This is a genomic window from Frankia sp. BMG5.60 (genome assembly GCF_059428125.1).
In genome coordinates, this window is the sequence record NZ_CM182091.1 from 2,991,896 (window position 1) to 3,009,308 (window position 17,413).

The 17,413-nt window shown below is 70.9% G+C and carries 16 protein-coding genes; 2 read left to right on the forward strand and 14 right to left on the reverse strand.

Annotated elements, in window-relative coordinates:
- Positions 1-56: 56 nt before the first annotated feature.
- Both AC5R91_RS11965 and AC5R91_RS11970 read right to left on the reverse strand, forming a co-directional pair.
- Entirely contained in the window at positions 57-1,310 is a 1,254-nt protein-coding gene (locus tag AC5R91_RS11965) for an ATP-binding protein (protein WP_495397219.1), read from the reverse strand.
- A 167-nt stretch (positions 1,311-1,477) separates the two neighbouring features.
- A complete protein-coding gene (locus tag AC5R91_RS11970; protein ID WP_495397220.1) occupies positions 1,478-1,987 on the reverse strand; it encodes a MarR family winged helix-turn-helix transcriptional regulator in 510 nt (169 codons plus the stop codon).
- A gap of 88 nt (positions 1,988-2,075) precedes the next feature.
- On the opposite strand from AC5R91_RS11970, the gene AC5R91_RS11975 reads away from it, so the two are divergent.
- Positions 2,076-2,849, forward strand: coding sequence for a pirin family protein (locus AC5R91_RS11975; RefSeq protein ID WP_495397221.1), 774 nt, complete (start codon positions 2,076-2,078; stop codon positions 2,847-2,849).
- Here AC5R91_RS11975 and AC5R91_RS11980 read toward each other — a convergent pair.
- From AC5R91_RS11980 to AC5R91_RS12020, 9 genes are all read right to left on the reverse strand, one after another.
- A complete protein-coding gene (locus AC5R91_RS11980; protein WP_495397222.1) occupies positions 2,788-3,027 on the reverse strand; it encodes a hypothetical protein in 240 nt (79 codons plus the stop codon). The genes AC5R91_RS11975 and AC5R91_RS11980 overlap by 62 nt on opposite strands.
- A 233-nt stretch (positions 3,028-3,260) precedes the next feature.
- Positions 3,261-3,896 (reverse strand): effector-associated domain EAD1-containing protein, encoded by a 636-nt coding sequence (locus AC5R91_RS11985; RefSeq protein WP_495397223.1) that lies wholly within the window; start codon positions 3,894-3,896, stop codon positions 3,261-3,263.
- A 159-nt stretch (positions 3,897-4,055) separates the two neighbouring features.
- Positions 4,056-5,060 (reverse strand): cytochrome d ubiquinol oxidase subunit II, encoded by a 1,005-nt coding sequence (locus AC5R91_RS11990; RefSeq protein WP_495397224.1) that lies wholly within the window; start codon positions 5,058-5,060, stop codon positions 4,056-4,058.
- Positions 5,057-6,610, reverse strand: a complete 1,554-nt coding sequence (locus AC5R91_RS11995) for a cytochrome ubiquinol oxidase subunit I (protein ID WP_495397225.1) — start codon at positions 6,608-6,610, stop codon at positions 5,057-5,059. The genes AC5R91_RS11990 and AC5R91_RS11995 overlap by 4 nt, the downstream gene beginning before the upstream one ends.
- A 220-nt stretch (positions 6,611-6,830) precedes the next feature.
- A complete protein-coding gene (locus tag AC5R91_RS12000; protein WP_495397226.1) occupies positions 6,831-7,124 on the reverse strand; it encodes a hypothetical protein in 294 nt (97 codons plus the stop codon).
- Between the two features lie 239 nt (positions 7,125-7,363).
- Positions 7,364-8,485, reverse strand: a complete 1,122-nt coding sequence (locus tag AC5R91_RS12005; protein WP_495397227.1) for a hypothetical protein — start codon at positions 8,483-8,485, stop codon at positions 7,364-7,366.
- 83 nt (positions 8,486-8,568) lie between these two features.
- Positions 8,569-8,847, reverse strand: a complete 279-nt coding sequence (locus AC5R91_RS12010; RefSeq protein ID WP_495397228.1) for a hypothetical protein — start codon at positions 8,845-8,847, stop codon at positions 8,569-8,571.
- Complete coding sequence (locus AC5R91_RS12015; RefSeq protein WP_495397229.1) at positions 8,847-11,534, reverse strand: SUMF1/EgtB/PvdO family nonheme iron enzyme; 2,688 nt, start codon at positions 11,532-11,534, stop codon at positions 8,847-8,849. The genes AC5R91_RS12010 and AC5R91_RS12015 overlap by 1 nt, the downstream gene beginning before the upstream one ends.
- Positions 11,531-12,322 (reverse strand): class I SAM-dependent methyltransferase, encoded by a 792-nt coding sequence (locus AC5R91_RS12020; protein ID WP_495397230.1) that lies wholly within the window; start codon positions 12,320-12,322, stop codon positions 11,531-11,533. Before AC5R91_RS12020 ends, AC5R91_RS12015 begins: the two co-directional genes overlap by 4 nt.
- Positions 12,323-12,545: 223 nt before the next feature.
- Between AC5R91_RS12020 and AC5R91_RS12025 the strand changes: the two genes are divergently transcribed.
- Entirely contained in the window at positions 12,546-13,535 is a 990-nt protein-coding gene (locus AC5R91_RS12025; RefSeq protein ID WP_495397231.1) for a glycosyltransferase family 4 protein, read from the forward strand.
- A gap of 45 nt (positions 13,536-13,580) precedes the next feature.
- Here AC5R91_RS12025 and AC5R91_RS12030 read toward each other — a convergent pair whose 3' ends face one another.
- The 3 genes from AC5R91_RS12030 to AC5R91_RS12040 are packed head-to-tail and all read right to left on the reverse strand — an operon-like array spanning position 13,581 to position 17,352.
- Complete coding sequence (locus AC5R91_RS12030) at positions 13,581-15,101, reverse strand: glycoside hydrolase family 130 protein (protein WP_495397232.1); 1,521 nt, start codon at positions 15,099-15,101, stop codon at positions 13,581-13,583.
- Positions 15,098-16,117, reverse strand: a complete 1,020-nt coding sequence (locus AC5R91_RS12035; RefSeq protein ID WP_495397233.1) for a glycosyltransferase — start codon at positions 16,115-16,117, stop codon at positions 15,098-15,100. Before AC5R91_RS12035 ends, AC5R91_RS12030 begins: the two co-directional genes overlap by 4 nt.
- A complete protein-coding gene (locus tag AC5R91_RS12040) occupies positions 16,114-17,352 on the reverse strand; it encodes a glycosyltransferase (RefSeq protein ID WP_495397234.1) in 1,239 nt (412 codons plus the stop codon). Before AC5R91_RS12040 ends, AC5R91_RS12035 begins: the two co-directional genes overlap by 4 nt.
- Positions 17,353-17,413 lie beyond the last annotated feature (61 nt).

Genomic DNA, 17,413 nt, shown 5'->3' on the forward strand with positions numbered 1-17,413 from the left:
GGAGCACCCGAACGAAAGACGATCACCCTACTTATGATCCAGACTCGGAACAGGCTCTAATCGGTCCGGGCTGCCCACAGGGCGCTGATGGGCAGCGCCCAGATGCGGTCATCGAGGTCGAAGGGCATCGGGCCGGTGTGGAACACGACGCCGGCGCGGAAATCCTCACCGAGTTGATCACGCAGCCACACGAGGTGGCGGGCATCCCGAGCGGACGGCGCCGACGAGGCCTTGATTTCCATGGCGATCACCTGGCCTCCACCGAGGTCGATGATGACATCGACCTCGTGGCCGTCGCGGGAGCGGAGGTGATGCAGCCGGGCCCGCGGATACAGAAGCGTCACCTCCGGCCGCAGCTGGGCGACGACGAAGGTGTCGAGCATCCGGCCAAGCAGATCCCCGTCCCGCAGGACGCTGCGCTCGTCCACCCGGGCGGCGGCCAGCGCGAGCGCGGGATCGGTCAGGTATCGCTTCGCTCGCTTGGTCAGTCTGTTCAGCCGGTTCGTCGACCACGCCGGGACGAGATCGATCAGATAGAGAGCAGTCAGAATCCGGTCGTAGGCATCCGCGGTCCGCTGGTTGATGCCGGCGGCCTGGTAGACCGTGCCGTCGGCGGGGAGCCCGGCCGTCGAGAGCCCGAGAACCTCCAGGTAGCGGCGCAGCCGGACGGGATCCCGCTGCTCCCCCGCGGCCACCACGTCCCGGGTGACGACATGATCGATGTACGCGTCCAGCCAGGCGAGCCGTCCGGGTGTGCTGAGGTACAGCGCGGCCTCGGGGAAACCGCTGCGCAGCGCCAGGTCGACGTAGTCGTCCAGGCTCAGAGGCGGGCCGGAGACACGCAGTAGGGAGAGGTCCGAGTGCAGGAGCAGGTCGAGCAGGCTCGGCTGGTCGACGGAACCGGAGATCTCCCGCTCGGTGAGCCCATGCAGCACCAACCGGACGACGCGACCTGTTCCGGGCCACTGGCGGGTGGTGAAGTCGGCTTCGACGCTGCCGGTGAGGAGAAAGCGACCGGGGCGGGGATCGTCGTCGACCGCGCGCTTGACCGCGCCCAGGATCGCCGGCACCTCCTGCCATTCGTCGAGAAGGACGGGTTCACGCACGCGGCGCAGGGCGGCGTCCGGACTCGCGGCCACCGCCGCGGCCACCGCGGGGTCATCGAGCCGCAGGATGTCGCCGGCGATCCGCCGGGCCGAGGTCGTCTTCCCTGCCGCGCGCGGGCCCGTGACCATGACAGCGGGCAGCTCGGCGAGCAGGCCGGTCAGCGGACCGTCGGCGATCCGCGACACGTACCCTGACGTCGCCATACGGCAACGCTACATGATCCGCGAAGCCCGCAGTACGCATTCTGCGGGCATACCAGTACCTATCTTGCGGCCCGTGTAGTACAAGGTTTGCCGCCAGCGAGGCCCGGTGGCTGCCCTCCGACCGGGGTCCAGACGGCGGTTACCGGCCGGGACCTGGGCATGGCGTCTCAGGCCTCCTGACCAGCCGAGATGTTCTGGTCGGCAGCGCCGTCGGAGGCCGGCCGGGGGTCGTCGGGGAGGAGGCCCGACAGGACCGAGCCGAGGATGGCGTCGAGGGCGTCCACCTGGGCGTCGGTGAGGGCGTCGAAGACACCGGCCCGGACGAAGGCGACGTGCGCCGGGGCGGCGTGCTCGATCGCCGTCCGCCCGTGCTCGGTCAGCGCCACCAGGGCACCACGGCCGTCGTCGGCGCACTCCTCCCGGGCGACCAGGCCACGGCGCGCCATCCGGGAGACGTGGTGGGACAGCCGGCTCTGCTCCCAGGACAGATCGCGCGCGAGCCTGGTCACCCGGAGGCGCCCGGCGGGGACGTCGGTGAGGCGGACGAGGACCTCGTAGTCGGCGAGCGAGAGCCCCGCGTCGGCGGCGAGCTGGCGGTTCATCTGCGCGGTGAGCTGGCTGGTCATGAGCAGGTACCGACGCCAGACCCGCTGCTCGCGCTCGTCGAGCCACCGCACGGGCTCCGCCGGGAATGCACCGCCCCCAGATCTGCTTGACACGTCATCTAGTTTAGATGACACGTCATGAAGATGGGAAGGGTCCATCATGGCCAGCGTGACACCGCAGCCCAAGGTCGACATCCGCCGCGCCGCCGAGCGCCCGACGACGAAGATCGACTGGCTCGACTCGAAGCACTCCTTCTCCTTCGGCCACCACTACGACCCGACCAACACCCACCACGGACTGCTGCTGGTCAGCAACGACGACACGGTCCGCGTGGGCGCGGGGTTCGAGACCCACCCGCACCGCGACATGGAGATCGTCACCTGGGTGCTGCGCGGCTCGCTGGTCCACCAGGACTCCACCGGAACCTCCGGTGTCATCTACCCGGGGCTGGCGCAACGGATGAGCGCCGGGCGAGGCATCCTGCACTCGGAGAAGAACGACGCCTGGCGCCTCGCCGGCGGCGGCGAGCCGCACGACGAGCCTGTGCACTTCGTCCAGATGTGGGTCGTCCCCGACGAGCGGGGCATCACCCCGAGCTACGAGCAACTCGAGATCGACAGCGAACTCCTCGGCGGCGACCTCGTCCCCGTCGCCTCCGGGATGCAGCGCCACGACGGCGCCAGCGCGATCCGGATCCGCAATCGGCACGCCGCACTGCACGTCGCCCGTCTCGGCACCGGGCAGAACATCCAGCTACCCGACGCCCCCTACCTGCACCTGTTCGTCGCCCGCGGCGAAGTCACGCTCGAGGGAGCCGGCCCGCTGCACGCCGGTGACGCGGTCCGGTTCACCGGCATCGCCGGCCAGCGGGTCACCGGCGTCGAGCCCGCCGAGATCCTGGTCTGGGAGATGCACGCCATCCTGACCCACTGAACCCCTCGTCCAACGGGGAGGTACCTCGGTTGACGAGATGGACGAACACCTGCCAGGCGGTGTCGCCATACCAGGGAGGTGCCGTCTCGCGGTCGCCGGTGGCAACCTGGAAATCTCGCCGCACGTCCAACGCCACGGACCCGCTGAGCGCGGTACGCAGTTCGTCCCAGACGTTCACGGTCCCCGCCGCAAGGACACGCCTATCCCGGCCGCGGGCGCCCCATGTCCCGGCCGTGGAACCCCGCCGTGGAACCCCGCCGTGGGATGGCGGCAGCGGCAGCGGCGGCGGTGTCCGCGGCGTACCAGCAAAGGCTCACGGCCGCGCCGAAACACTCTGTCGCGGGCAGGACCTCTGCCGGCCGGCAACAGCACCCTGCCGGCGGGCAGGGCCGATGACGGGGGCGGCCGGGTTCAGCCGGCGGAGAACCAGGGATTCGCCGGGTAGTCGGCTGCGGCTTCCCGAAGAATGCGCACCCGCCCGTCCGGGAACGCACCATCGATGACCAGCCGGTTCACTTCCGACCAGAAGGCCTCGCTGCTCCGCTCGGGCCTGGGCTGGCGGCGGTACGGCAGCCCGGCGCGATCCAGCAGCCGGCGCGCGGCGGCCGGATCGCTGTAGACGTCGGCGAGGGCGATCTCCTCGCCGACGGTCAGGCTCTTCGACACGGGCCCAGGGAACGGAGGCTTCCGCCGCTGCCCGTTCGCAGTCGGAGACCGCCCGGCGGCGCCGCGCACAAGCGAGTCGACCACCCGGTACACCCGCCCCCGACCATCCATCTGCCCGACGACCGAGGCCATGGCATCAAGGCCGCCGTCGGTGGCGGCACATTCCGAGACGAAGGCGAGCAGCCACTGCCGTCGAAACGACACACTCGGAACCTGCAGGGGGAGCCCGAGCTGCCTTCCCGTCATCCCGGCGAGCATGCTCAGGCTCGCCGGCTCGGCGAACAGCGGCTCATTGTCGAGGATGGTCACGACGGCCTCGACGATCCTGTCGATCTCGGCGTGGTCCGGTCCCGTCGCCGGCCCGGCGTCACCCTCATGCACATCGATCAGTCTGCCACTGCCGCCCACCGGCCCGGCCCGGTGCACCGTACGCCGGCCGAGCGCCAACGTCCAGCACCGCTGGGTCGGCCGGGCAGATGCCGACGCCCCGCGCAGGCCGACGCCCCGCGCAGGCCGACGCCGCAGGTCGGCGAGGCGCGGTCAGGTGTGGTGGGCGTCCGCGGCGTCTGGGCGGGAGAACAGCCGGAACAGCAGGATCGTCGAGGGCACGATCACGGCCATGCCGAGCCCGATCGCGACGAGCATGGCGATCAGATTGGCTTCGGGGGCCGCGGCCGAGGCGATCGTGGCGTGGCCGACCACCAGGTCCGGGTACTGGGCCGCCGCCCAGCCCCACAGCACCCCGGCGACGGCCAGGCCCGCGGCGATCCGCGCGGCGGTGAACCGGCGCCGCCAGAGCAGCACGAGCGCGGCGATCCCACCGGCGGCCGAGGCCACGGCGAACGGGATCGACCGGTCTCCGAAGCGGTGGGCGACGGCGGGAGCGTCGGACCACAGCAGCGGCAGCAGGACGGCGGCCAGCGCCCCGGAGGCGAGTGCCCCGCCCAGCGCCCGGCGACGGAACCCGGGCACGAGATGCTCGGTCGCCGGCGACGCCGCCGCGTCCCGGCACAGGTAGACGGCGGCGAGGAACGCCGTCACGGTGACGGCGAACAGGCCGCACACCAGCCCGAAGGCGCTCGTCATGGGGCGCAGCGGCCCGTCGGTGGCCAGCTCGCCGCTGGCCAGGGCCGCGCCGGTCACGCCCAGCGAGAAGGGGGTGATGGTCGAGGCGACGGCGAACACGTGCCCCCACCAGTGGTCCGGCCCGGCGGCGCCGGCGCCGTAGGCGCGGTAGACGTACGCCGAGCCGCGCAGCACGATCCCGACCAGGGCGCAGATCAGGGGCACCTGCAGGGTCGACCCGATGATCCCGAACGCCGCCGGGAAGCCGCTGAACAGCGCCACCAGGACGAAGATCAGCCACACGTGGTTGGCCTCCCACACGGGCCCGAGCGAGGTGGCGATCAGACGGCGTTCGTCGGCGGCGTGGCGGCCGCGGGCGAGCAGGTCCCACACGCCGCCCCCGAAGTCGGCGCCGGCCAGCAGCGCGTACGCCGTCAGCCCGCCGACCATGACGCCCAGCAGCAGATCGGCCGCGGTCATCGCCGCCTCCCTCCCCCGACCGGCACCGGACCGGCCGGCACCGAACCGGCCGCGTCGTCGCCGTCCCTGGCGCTGCCATTCGAGCCGGCCCCGCCACCGGCACCGGTGCCCTCGCCCGCATCGCCGCCAGGGCCGCCTGGACCGCCGGGACCGACACCGGAATCGTCGTCGAGCGGCGGGCGCGGGGACGGCGCGGCGAGGACCTCCGGACCCGGGCCGCCGGTCGCCATCCGGCGCAGGATGAGCACCAGCGCCGCGGCCAGGCTCAGGTAGAGCAGGACGGTGCCGGTGAAGGTCCAGGCGACGCCCCCCGCGGCGGTGACGGCATCCGACACCCGCATCCGGCCGTAGACGATCCACGGCTGCCGACCGCCCTCCGTCACCTCCCAGCCGGCGAGCATCGCCAGCATCGCGGCGGGTCCGGTGGCCGCGGCGGCCCACAGCCAGAGCCGGCCGGTCGGCAGCAGGGGACGCCGGCCACGCCGCCGCCGCCGGATCATGACCAGCGCGACCAGCGCCGCCAGCGCGATGAGTGCGCTGCCGAGACCGACCATCACCGTGAACGCCGAGTGCACCAGCAGGGCGTTGGGGCGTTCTGCCGGCGGCGCGGCGTCCAGCCCGGTGATCTTGTGGTCGACGTGCAGCCCCTCGATCAGCGACAGCAGCTTCGGCACCTCGATGCCGAAGCGGACCTTGCCGGTGGCGTCGTCGTAGAAGCCGCCGATGGTCAGCGGCGCGCCGGTCTGGGTGCGCAGCAGTCCCTCCATCGCGGCCAGTTTCACCGGCTGTCGGTCGCCCACCACCCGCGCCGCCCAGTCCCCGGAGACGAGCTGCAGCGGGGCGCAGACCAGCACGACGGCCAACCCGACCCGTAGGCCGCGGTGATGGTAGGCGTCCCGGCGGCCGCGCAGCATGCCGACGGCGTAGACGCCGGCGACCACGCCGCCGGTGCACATCAGCGCGGCGAGCAGCATGTGCACCACCTGGCTGGGGGCGGCCGGGCTGAGCATGGGCGCCAGCGGCTCGGCGGAGACGACCCGACCGCCGACCTCGTGGACTCGGCCGGGCACGTTCATCCACGCGTTCGCCGTGATGATGAACAGGGTCGACAGCGTGCCCGCGATGGCGATGGGCCACAGCGTCAGCCAGTGCGCCCGCGGCGACAGGCGCCGCCAGCCGTACAGGTACATCCCGATGAAGATCGCCTCGGCGAAGAAGGCAAACCCCTCCAGGGTGAACGACAGTCCCAGCACCCCGCCGTAGCGGGCCATGAACGCCGGCCACAGCAGCCCGAACTCGAACGACAGCACGGTGCCCGACACCGCCCCCACCGCGAACAGGACGGCGAAGGCCCGTGACCACTTCCTCGTCAGGGCGAGCCAGACCGGATCGCCCGTGCGCAGCCAGCGGCCCTCGGTGTAGAGCAGCAGCCACGGCATCCCAACGCCGAACACGGCGAAACAGATGTGGAACGCCAGCGAGAACGCCGTCTGCGCCCGAGCCAGGTCGGTGGAGCCGGCCGCCAGCACCAGCCCACCCGTCGTGGTCATCGCCCCACGCCGATCACATCGACCACCTCGATCATCCGGACACCTCCGTCACCCCGCGCCGGGCCGACCAACCGATCTTCTACGGCTCGTCGAAAGTTCTACCATCCGTAGAATATGCCTTCCGCGTGCGGAACGCGCCGGCTCGATGTCCGAACGCGCGCAGCAGGCGAGGATGGCGGTCGGCACCCGCACAGGTGCGGGTTGGCATGCGGAGGACGAGTCAGATACCGGACTGCTCGGCCTTGATGGCGTCGGATGCGGCGGCACCGATGCGCGCCGCCGGGTCGCTGCCGGGCTCGACGCCGGGCTCGACGCCGGTCGGCTGCCCCGCTGGCCGGTCGGGTCGCCTGACCCGGGCGTCCCTGACCCGCGTCGCCGCGGTGACCAGATCGCCGAAGTCGATGAACCCGCCCTCCCCGTCGATGGCGTTTACACCGTGGATGCCGCCGAGCTCCCGCCACACCGCGGCAGGGCTGATCGGTACCTGGTTAGCGGCGATGTTGCGCAGCAGCACTCGGTCCCGTCGGCGTCCTCATCAGCGAAGGACTGGGCGAGCAGCCAGCAGACAGGCCGGTGACCCGGAAAACGGACGTGCCCGACGCTTTCCCGACCAAGCTCTGCGCGCATGCGTCACAGAACGGGCAGGATTTCGTCGACCGCGGTACCGGCATTCGGGCAGCTTGACTCCGGCGAGTCGTCCGGGCACGTCTGGTCCGGAAGCCGCGGCGCGAAGTAGTAGCGGCGGAAAGATGATCATTCCGAGCTGCGCAGGGAGCGGAGGAGGAGACGGCCGAAGCGGGTGAGGAGCAGGGTGCCGGAACCGACAAGAGCGGCAAGTACGCCGATGGTCAGGGCGAGCGCCGAGTTCGCGCCCAGAACCTGCAGCACCGCGAACGCGGCGCCGAAAGGCAGGCCGATCACTGTGAGGACGCCGAGGGCCGCGCCGACCTGCTGGCCTTCCTGCGTCTGGGCGATCCGGGTCAGGTCGACGATCTCGGTGAGCACGGCGTCGAACCGTTCGGGCAGGTGGTGCTGTTCCTGGTAGGCGGTGAGAATGGTGTTCGCGGGTCCATGGCTGCTGGTGTCGCGCAGCCAGTAGATATTGCGGAACCGGGCGGCGCGTGCCTCGAGCCGGGCGAGGTGGCGGGGAAGGTCGTCGGCCTCGAAGGCGCGGGCGGCCTCGTCGATCATCTCGGTGATGTTGGCGTTCTGAATCATGCCGACGAGCAGGGCATCAAGGTATGCGGTGTGGGCGTAGAGCTGGGCGAAGCCGAAGTAGATGTCCTCGGCTCCGCGGTCGGGTCGCAGCCCGACGAACGCGGCGCCGTCCCGGTTGACCACACCGCGCCAGTCTGCGGAGAGGATCACTCGGCCGTCGAGGAGCTGATCGGCATGCTCGGGGTCGGGTGGGAAGTCCGTGTTGGTGGTGCGTGAGGCCAGGTGCCACAGCCAGGTGTCCGCGGTCGTCCACGAGTCGATGCGGACGGCATCCGGGGGTGGCGGCGGGTCGGCGTTCGCGAAGGTCTGGAATGCGACCGTGAACGCTCTCGCCGGTGAGGCGAGGCAGGCCCAGGACGGCAGGACCGCAGCGAAGTCGGGGGGTGCCGCGGTGCTGCCGCGTCGGCCGGCGACGGCGCGCAGGACGTCGAGGAGCATTGACCCGTCGGCCCGCAGGTGAAAGATCGCGAAGGCCCGGTCCGGGCGTTCGGCGCTGGGCAGGAGAAGTTCCACTCCGAACAGCGGGCCGGCGGCCTCGTCGGTGAGCCGGTGCCAGCGGCTGGGACGATCCGGCGTTCCGTAGAGAATGCGGGCGCAGGCGGCACTGAAATAGGTGCTGCGGACGGCGGCCGTGGCCTGCGTCTCCTGGTGCCGCAACGGCAGCGGACCTTCCGGCCAGTCCGGCGTGCCGATGATCGAGGCGGGATGGACGGCGACGAAGGAATGCCGGCCCGCCGGGCCTACCGGTAGAATTCGTCGACCTCCGGCAGATCGAGTCTGATCACGAAGTGAGCGCGACCGGTGGGCGGGTCGACCTCGAACCGCACCCGTTCCCCGACGATGATCGTGCGGAATCCTTCAGTGACGATGTCGCTGTAGTCGAAGCCGTGGATCTCTCCGGTCTCGTCGTCGCGGACGAGGTAGGTCGCGGTGACCCGGTGGGGTCCGCTGCCCAGCGGCTGGCGATCGACGATCCGGCCGAACCGCTGCCCGCTGTCAGGCGCGCTGGTCGTGGTCATCAAACCTCCCGTACACAGCGGAACCCGACGGCGTTGCTGCTGCCTCGCCGCAGGTACAGCGCCTTGGACGAGGTCTGGACGGCCCGGTACGGGTTGTCGTAGGAGCCGCCGCAGATGACGGCTGAGTTGATGCCGTCGAAGACGGTCTCGGTCCACTCCCAAACGTTGCCGGACATGCCGCGCACGCCGAACGGCGACAGGTTCGCGGGATGGTCGGTGACCGCGGTCGGGACGCAGTCCCGCAGCCGGCCGCCGTCGATCTCCTCTTTCCACACCTCGTAGGTCACCAGCGGCCGGCCGCTCCAGGAGTCGGCGCAGTTGACCGCGGCCAGATCGAGGTCGTCGCCCCAAGGAAAAAGCCTGCCGTCCGTGCCGCGGGCGGCGGCCTCCCACTCGACGCAGGTCGGGAGCCGCTTCCCTTCGAAGCGGGCGAAGGCGAAGGCGCTCCACCAGTTCACGCAGTTGACCGGGTGGTCGTCGTATCTCGGGTCGGTGAAGTATTCGGGGTTGCGGAGCCGTTCCTGCCAGGGTTCGTGGCTGTGACCGGGCGGGACGTCGGGATGGTCCCACTGCGCACAACCCTGCGCCGCGACCGCGGCGAGGAATGCCTTGTACCGCCCGACGGTCACCGGGAACTCGTCGAACAGCACCGGCCTCTCGATGGTCCGGAGCAGGAGGCGGTGACTCGGCCCGACCAGGTAGGTCGCGGCCGGCAGGGTCAGCGGTGGTGCGGGGATGGTCTCGGCGCCGAGGTGGACGAGGAACTCCCGGACCTGTTCGGTCAGGATTGGTTCGGCGTTGCCGGCCGCGGCCCCCCGTCCGGCCGCCGTTCGCAGGTAGCGAGCCGCGAAGTACTCCTGGAAGACGGTGTGCACCAGCGCCACGGTGCCCGCACCGGCCGGGCGAAACAGGGGCGCGAGCAGGAACGTCTCCCACGTGACCCGTCCCTCGGCAAAGCACTCGATGCCCGCGTGGGTGCAGATGTCGGCCAGGGTGAAAACGGCCTGGTCCGCCAGGAACGCGGGACCGAAGTAATCCTGCAGCTTCGGCAGGAGCTCAGGGAGCCCAACGGAGTTCAATACCTGGTCGACTCGGGTCGCTACCAGGTCCGACAGGTGCCCACTCGCATAGGCTTCAGGTCCCTGGGCGAGCCGGCCGGTCAGCTGGGCGAGGCGCAGTTCCAGTGGCGAGGCCGCGTAGACCCGCTCGTCGTCCGTACGAAGTTTCAGATCACTGAGCCGGACGACGCTGAACCGTGGGAGCTCCAGCGGATCGACCCCGCCCGCGTGTAGTTGCTGCACGAGTCGCTCGGAGATCAGCGATGAGTTGTTGAGCAACCGTCGAGCCTCGGGCGAGTCAGCGAGGAACGAGTAGCGCGAGGACATCACGACCGTCGACTCGGCGGACAGCGCCTGCGCGACGTCGGAGAACACGCCGAGGAAGGCGTCCAGGCTCGTGTTCGGCACCGCCTCGTCGATCGCGTCGAGCACACACAGTACGGACCCGGCCCGGATCAGGTACAGGAAGACGTCGAAGACCCGGTTCCTTGGGACCGTCATGTACGGATTGAGGATCCGGGTGACGAAATCCCCGAAATCCTCGTCCGGCTCCTTCAGGCTCATGTCCAGATAGAAACGGTAGCGGTGTCGCGCCGGCACTGAGCCGTCCGCCGCCAGTTGTTTCAAAAGCGTCGTTTTCCCGCTTCCCGGACCACCGAGGACGAGGATGTTCGCCGAGGTCCCCGCGAGACGCCGGAGTATCTCTCCCGCGTCGTAGGTGGCGGTGACCGTCATCTCGCCGGTATGCTGATCAGCTTCCAGGACGTCAGCGGATATCCTGAGCGACGCGCCATCGCGCGGATGTGTCTGCGGGTAGCCGAGCGCCAGTTCGGACAGGTGTGACGGGACGTCGACGATTCTCTCGATGAATCGCTCATAGGCCACGATGCGGATCTCACCGTCCGCGAACGGGGCAACGTCCTCGGACGGCTCGTCCTCGACGATCAAGAATCGGGTGTGCTTCGGAAGCTGGGTGTTGAGAAGCTCTCCGCCGGTCGCGACGAGCAGTTGGTTCAGCTCCTCCAGACTGCGGCTGAGCATGATCTCCACATACTCGGCCTGCAGCCCCACCTGCCGGCAGAACAACTGGTAGACGGTGCTCTCGGACAGCTCGAACCGCTTGATCGCCTTATAGCCGAGGGTCGCGTAGAGACCCGAGAGAAACTCGGCCTTCTGCTCGACCAGCGGATCAAGGCTGGGTGCGTCCCCGATGATCGCGGTGACGCCGGTACTGGTGAACCAGTCGAGGACGTCGAGGAGCCGACGCACCGCAAGGAGGCCGTCCTCCTCGGCGATCTCGTAGCCATCGTGCGAGGACCGGTTCCGCAGCCGCTGGATGTCAGTGAACGCGTTGATAACGTTGGTGCTGCGAATATGCGGCCGACAGCCTTTGATCAGGTCGTTCAGCGCCCGGCCGGACGGATCCCCTGGGACGTCGTGATGCGTCCACAGCTGCTTCAGCAACCGCTCGGCTATCTTCCCGACGAGCGATACGGTGTTCTCCGGATAGCCGTCGCCCAACGACTTGATCGGCCGGGTGAAATCGAGCCCAAGATGCCGCGCGATACGGTCGTGGCCGTTCAGTTCGCCCTGCAGCCGATGAAGCCGGTCATCAACAGTCTCCGTCACGAGACGGACCTCCTCCGCGTGCCAAGCACGAAGGCGAAACGGTCCGGGAAGGACAGCACCGTCTCCGGGTGACGGGCATCGATCTCCTCCACACCTGCTCGGATCTCGTCATCATCGAACGTCGAGAGCAACGACATGTACCGGCTCCCGACCATCGCGAGATATCGATCCTTCGGGATGGTCAACAGGTAGTTACGGTAGCTGAGGCTGGCGGACAGCCCGGCATCCCGCATGTGATCCGCGATGTCGGACGGATCCGGCTGCAGATCCTCGAAGCGTTCCAGAGCCGCGTCGAACAGCGGATAGGCGATCCGGGTCGGCAACATCACGACGAGGAAACGGCCGTCAGCGCCGAGAAGGTCCGTGAGCCCGGCGACGACCCGTGCCCGGGCGGCCGGGGCGACATGATGGATCGCCTCTTTGACCATCACCGCGTCGATCGATCCAGACTCAACGGCCAACTCCGCCTCGGACCCGTCCACACCTGCGAGCTGTTCGGCCGACGCACATACCGGGCGAAGCCCCGGATCCACGGGAAGCTGGCTCAGCATCGCCTCAGACGGGTCGACACAGAGGATCGGTGTCGACGGTCGGACCAGATGAAGGATGCCGCGGGTGTACAGCCCGGTCCCGCAGCCGATATCGATGATCCGGTCCCGTGAGGTCAGCGCGAGCGCCCCGGACATCTCCCGCGCCATCCAATCGAGGAAGGCGTCGCTGTAGGTCCAGTTCTCGTCATAGGCGCCGGCCAGGCGCTCGTAGTGCGCAGACGTGCCCGGCTCCGCCAAACTGGATCACCTCCGGCCCTGGATCCAACCGGATCGTAACCGATCGGCTCCCCACCGGCTCCGCATCGGGACAAGTCGCGACGCGCCTCGTACGTTCTCATCTGTCCGGCGGGATGCGGGGCAGGCCCATACTGCTCGCGGACGGTCCGTGGAGACTCCCGGCTTCGAGGCGGCTTAGCATGGTGATCGACAGGGCGACGCGGGGCGCGGAGTGAAGGTCGCGATGCTGGCGCCGGTGGCGTGGCGCACCCCGCCGCGGCACTACGGCCCGTGGGAGCAGATCGCCAGCCACCTCGCGGAGGGCCTGGTGGCGCGTGGCGTCGATGTCACCTTGTTCGCGACGTTGGACTCGCGCACGGCCGGGAAGCTGGATGGCGTATGCCCGCACGGGTACGCCGAGGACCCGACGCTCGACGGCCGGGTGTGGGAGGCGTTGCACGTGTCCCACGCGCTGGCCCGCTCCGGCGAATTCGACCTCGTGCACAGTCATCTCGACTGGCTGCCGCTGGCGTTCGCGGCCCATGCCCGGGCGCCGATGGTCACGACGGTCCACGGGTTCTCGGACCCGCGCATCATCCCCGCCTACAGCCGGGCGGCCTCCGCCTACGTGTCCATCTCCGACGCCGATCGCAGCCCCGAACTGGACTACGTCGCGACGGTGCACCACGGCATCGACCTGGCGGCCCTGCCGTTCTCGGCGGCCGGCGGCGAGGACCTGGTGGTACTCGGCCGGATCCATCCCGACAAGGGCACCGCGGCGGCCATCGAGATCGCCCGGATGGCCGGCCGGCGGCTGGTGATCTGCGGGATCGTCCAGGACGAGCATTACTTCGCCGAGCAGGTGCTGCCCCACGTCGACGGGGACGCGGTCAGCTATCTCGGGCCGGTGGGGCCGTCCCGGCGAGCCGAGGTGCTGGGGTGCGCCGCGGCGCTGCTCCATCCGATCGCGTTCGACGAACCGTTCGGCCTCGCGGTCGTGGAGGCGATGGCCTGCGGCACACCGGTAGTCACCTACCCGCGCGGGGCCATGCCGGAGATCGTCGACGAGGGGGTGACCGGGTTCCTGGTCGACGGCCCGACGGCGGCGGCGGCCGCGGTGGATCGGGCCGCCGGCCTCGACCGCGCCGCCTGCCGGGCCATGGCGAGCCGGCGGTTCTCGACGGCTCGCATGGTCACCGACTATCTCGCCGTCTACGGACGCATCCTCGACTGACAGGTCCCGCGGTTCGGGCCGCCCCGGGGGGTCGGGCCCGTCGGGTCAGGCTCGGGGGATCATCCGCGCGAGCAGGGCCTCGACGGGCACGCTCGCCATCCCGACCCGCGAGTCACCGATCCCGTGGGGCAGCCACAGCCGGCCGTCGTGGACCAGGCCGCCGCAGGAGTAGACGACGTTGGGGACGTAGCCCTCGGCCTCGGTCGCGATCGGGGTGAGCAGCGGCTCGGACAGTGCCGCGACCACGGTGGACGGGTCCGCCAGATCGAGCAGGATCGCCCCCACCGTGTAGGTGCGCATCGGCCCGACGCCGTGGGTGAGGACGAGCCAGCCCGCCGACGTCTCGATGGGTGAACCGCAGTTGCCGACCTGGATGAGTTCGAAGGTCGCCGTCGGCTCGTGGACCGAGCGGAACGGTTCCCAGACCAGCCCGTCATCCGAGGCTGTCAGACCGGTGGTCTCCCCGTCGGATCGGCAGAGTGCGAGGTGACGGCCGCCGACGAGGCGGGGAAACAGCGCCATCCCCTTGTTCCGGGCTGCCGGGCCGGTGAGCGGCGAGGTCGTGAACGTCCGCAGATCGGGGCTGGTGAGCAGCCTCGGCCGGATGTCGGTGCCGTCATAGGCGGTGTAGGTCGCCCGGTAGTCGACGGTCCCGTCCGGCGCGGTGAAGCGGACGAACCGCGCGTCCTCCATTCCCTTGCTCTCGCTGGCGACGGTGGGCCACAGCACCCGTTGCGCGAGACCGCTGTCCGCCGGGAACTCGACTCTTCGCAGCGTTCCGGCGACGGACCGGATCCCGGCCAGGATGCCGGCGGCCTGGGGACGGCGCAGGAGATCCGCGGGCATGCTGGCGAAAGCCTGTTCGAGGTCACCGTCCGCCAGGCTCCGGTCGAGGGCGTCGAGGACCGAACGCGTCACCTCGTCGTCGAGGCCGTGGTCGGTGAGCAGGGCACGCAGCCGACCGTGCTCCCAGGTGACCGGCACTGCCATGCCCGTGGTGAGCGGGCCGGTGCGCGGCTCCAGCCGCACCACCGGGCCCGGGCCGATCACGCCGACCGCGAAGCCGATCGAGGACAGGTGGCCCTCGCCGACGGCACGCAGGCTGAGCGCCAGCCGCAGCGCGCCGGCCGGAAGCCCCGACTGGTCGGGGTGCGCGACCGCCGAGGGATTGGTGACGGCCGCGCCCTCCACCGCGTACTCGGCGGTGAAGCACGCACCGAGCAGCAGCGTGCGCGCGGGCGAGAGCTCTGCCGGCGCACGGACCCGGGGAGCGACGATCGCGGCGTGCCGCGTCAGGATGCCCCGGTAGTCCCGGTGGCGGGGCTCGAAGCGGTCGAGCAGGGTGGCGACGAGGCCGTCGACCTCGTCGTCGCCCAGGTCGAGCACCCTGGCCACGATGCCCGCGGCCCGGGAGTGCAGCTCGCCGCCCTCCTCACCGGGGAGGAAGAGCTTCGCGATGACCCTGCCGGGGTCCGCCGTCAGCGTCGGTGGATGCCGGGTGACCAGGTCCGACTCCAAGGTCACGGGGTCGGGCGCAACGGTCACGGCGTCGGATTCAGGGGTCACGGGGTCCTCGACGCGAGCAGGCGGCGAGCGTGCTGCGCTGTCGAGAGCAGGGCGAGGGTGGACTCCGCCCCCTGGTTGGCGTTGCATCCCTCGGGTTCGAGACCGTCGTGGCAACCGCCGGTCGCGACGTCGATCAGCGGGGTGCCGTTGTCGTTCTCGCCGAGGAACCATCCGTGCGCCCGCTCGAGACCGGTGAGCCACCGGTTCCGGCCGGTCGCCACGTGGGCCCGCGCGCAGGCGTCCGCGATGGCCGCGGCCTCGATGGGCTGCTGGTCGAAGCCGGGCCTGCGATCACCCTGGGGGCGCCGGCCGTCGACGGGAGTCGGCGACAGCGTCCCGCCCCGGGTCTCCACGTGGAGCAGCCAGGCCAGCAGCCGTAAGCCGTCCGCGAGCGCCGTGGGGTCGGGCAGGCACACGCCGGCGAGGATCAGCGCCTCCGGCACCGCCGCGTTGGCGTAGCGCAGCGTGGGCTCGGGCCACGGCCACGCGGGATCGTCGCCGATCGGGCCGATCGCGCTGACGGCGTCCGTGAGCAGTGCACGGGCCGCGGTGTCATCCGGGTGGGCGAGCAGCATCTCGCCGGCGCCGAGGGCGGCGAACGTCATGGCCCGAGGCCAGGGGGAACGGCGGGCGGCGCTGGCATGGAACCCGTCGCGGGCCAGCGCCCGCAGCCGCATGGTGGGCGCCAGGGCCGCCGCGGTGCCCAGCCCCCACAGGGCCCGCCCCCAGCAGTCGCCGACCTCGGGGTTGTCCAGCCAGCGACCCTCGGTGTCCCGCCGGTTGACGATCGTCCCGTCCGGCGCCTGCGCCGCCAGCACGAAGGTGAGATAGCGCTCGAGCAGTCGGATGAGCTCCAGCGGTGGCGACGGCTCGCGGGAGAGGACGACGAGCCCGCGCGCGACGTCGTCCACGCAGTACCCGTACTCCCGGCGTGGGATCGAGCCGAGCGCATGCTCGAACAGGCCGATGTCGTCGCTGAGCCGGAGAAGATGGTTGAACGAGATCGCGGCCGTCACCGGCTCGCCGTCGCGGTCGCGGTTGCGGTTGCGGTTGCCGTAGCCGTCGTGGGCGTGGACGTGGGCACCGTCTCAGGAGCCCGCTGGGACGCGGGCGCGACGCCCGGCCTGCTTCCGGTGCGGGCGGCCAACCCGGCCGCCAGCCGGCGGTAGCGCTGCGCCACCGCGGGCCACAGCAGCTCGGGTGCGTGGGCGGCGGTGGCGCTCGCCAGCCCACGGACGACGCCGTCGTCGGTGATGATGCTGCGCACCGCCGCCGCGATCGCCGCCACGTCACCGTGGGGTACGAGCAGGCCGGTGCCGTCGCCGAGCAGTTCGACCGCGTGCGGGAAGCGGGTGGCGACGACGGGCCGCAGCGCCGTGACCGCCTCGATGAGGATGCCGGAGGTCACCTGGTCGACGGAGTCGTAGGGGAGCAGGACGACGTCGGCGCCGCTCACCAGCTCGGCGAGTGATCCCGGGTCGAGGTAGCGGTGGTCGAAGACGACCGAATCGGTCACGCCGAGCCGACCGGCCAGCGCGGCAAGCCCGTCGCGGTACGCCTCGCCCTCCCGGGCGAGCACCTTGGGATGGGTCAGGCCCGCGACGAGGTAACGCGGAGCCGGGTCGAGGTCGGCCAGCTCCGCCATCGCCGCGATACCCCATTCGATGCCTTTGCCTGGGCCGAGCAGGCCCCAGGTGAGGACGGTCGGCCGGGCGGACCGCGTCGGCGCGGCGCGCCGGTTCTCGGCCGCGCCGTGCGGGATGACCGACACCCGGTGCGGGTGGGCCCGGTACCCGTCGACCAACCGGACCCGCGCGGTCTCGGTCATCACGACGACCGCGTCCGCGGACGCGACCAGCGCCTCCAGGACCTCGCGCTGGTGCGGGGTCGGGCGCACGAGCACGGTGTGCAGGACGACCACCACCGGTACCTCGAGGTTGTCGAGGACCTCGATCACCTCGTCGCCGTCCCGGCCGCCGTAGACCCCGTACTCGTGCTGCACGACCACGACGTCGAAGCCGTTCAGGAGCCGGGCCGCGCGGCGCGGGCCGCCCGGGGTCCCGGCCACCAGGTCCCCCACGACGGCGGCCGGCCGCGGGTTGGGCCCCGCGGGGGCGTCAAGCAGCCGGACCACCCCGCTGGAGGCGCCGGGCGCCGTGCTCGTCAGTTCGTCGAACAGCGCCGCCGTGAAGGTGGCGAGGCCGCACTGTGTCGGGGGGTAGGTGCTGAGAAAGCCGTAGCGGAGGGGCACGGAGGCCCACCTTCCGTCAGGTGCCGACACCGAGTCGGCCGGCGGGCACGCGAGCGCGATG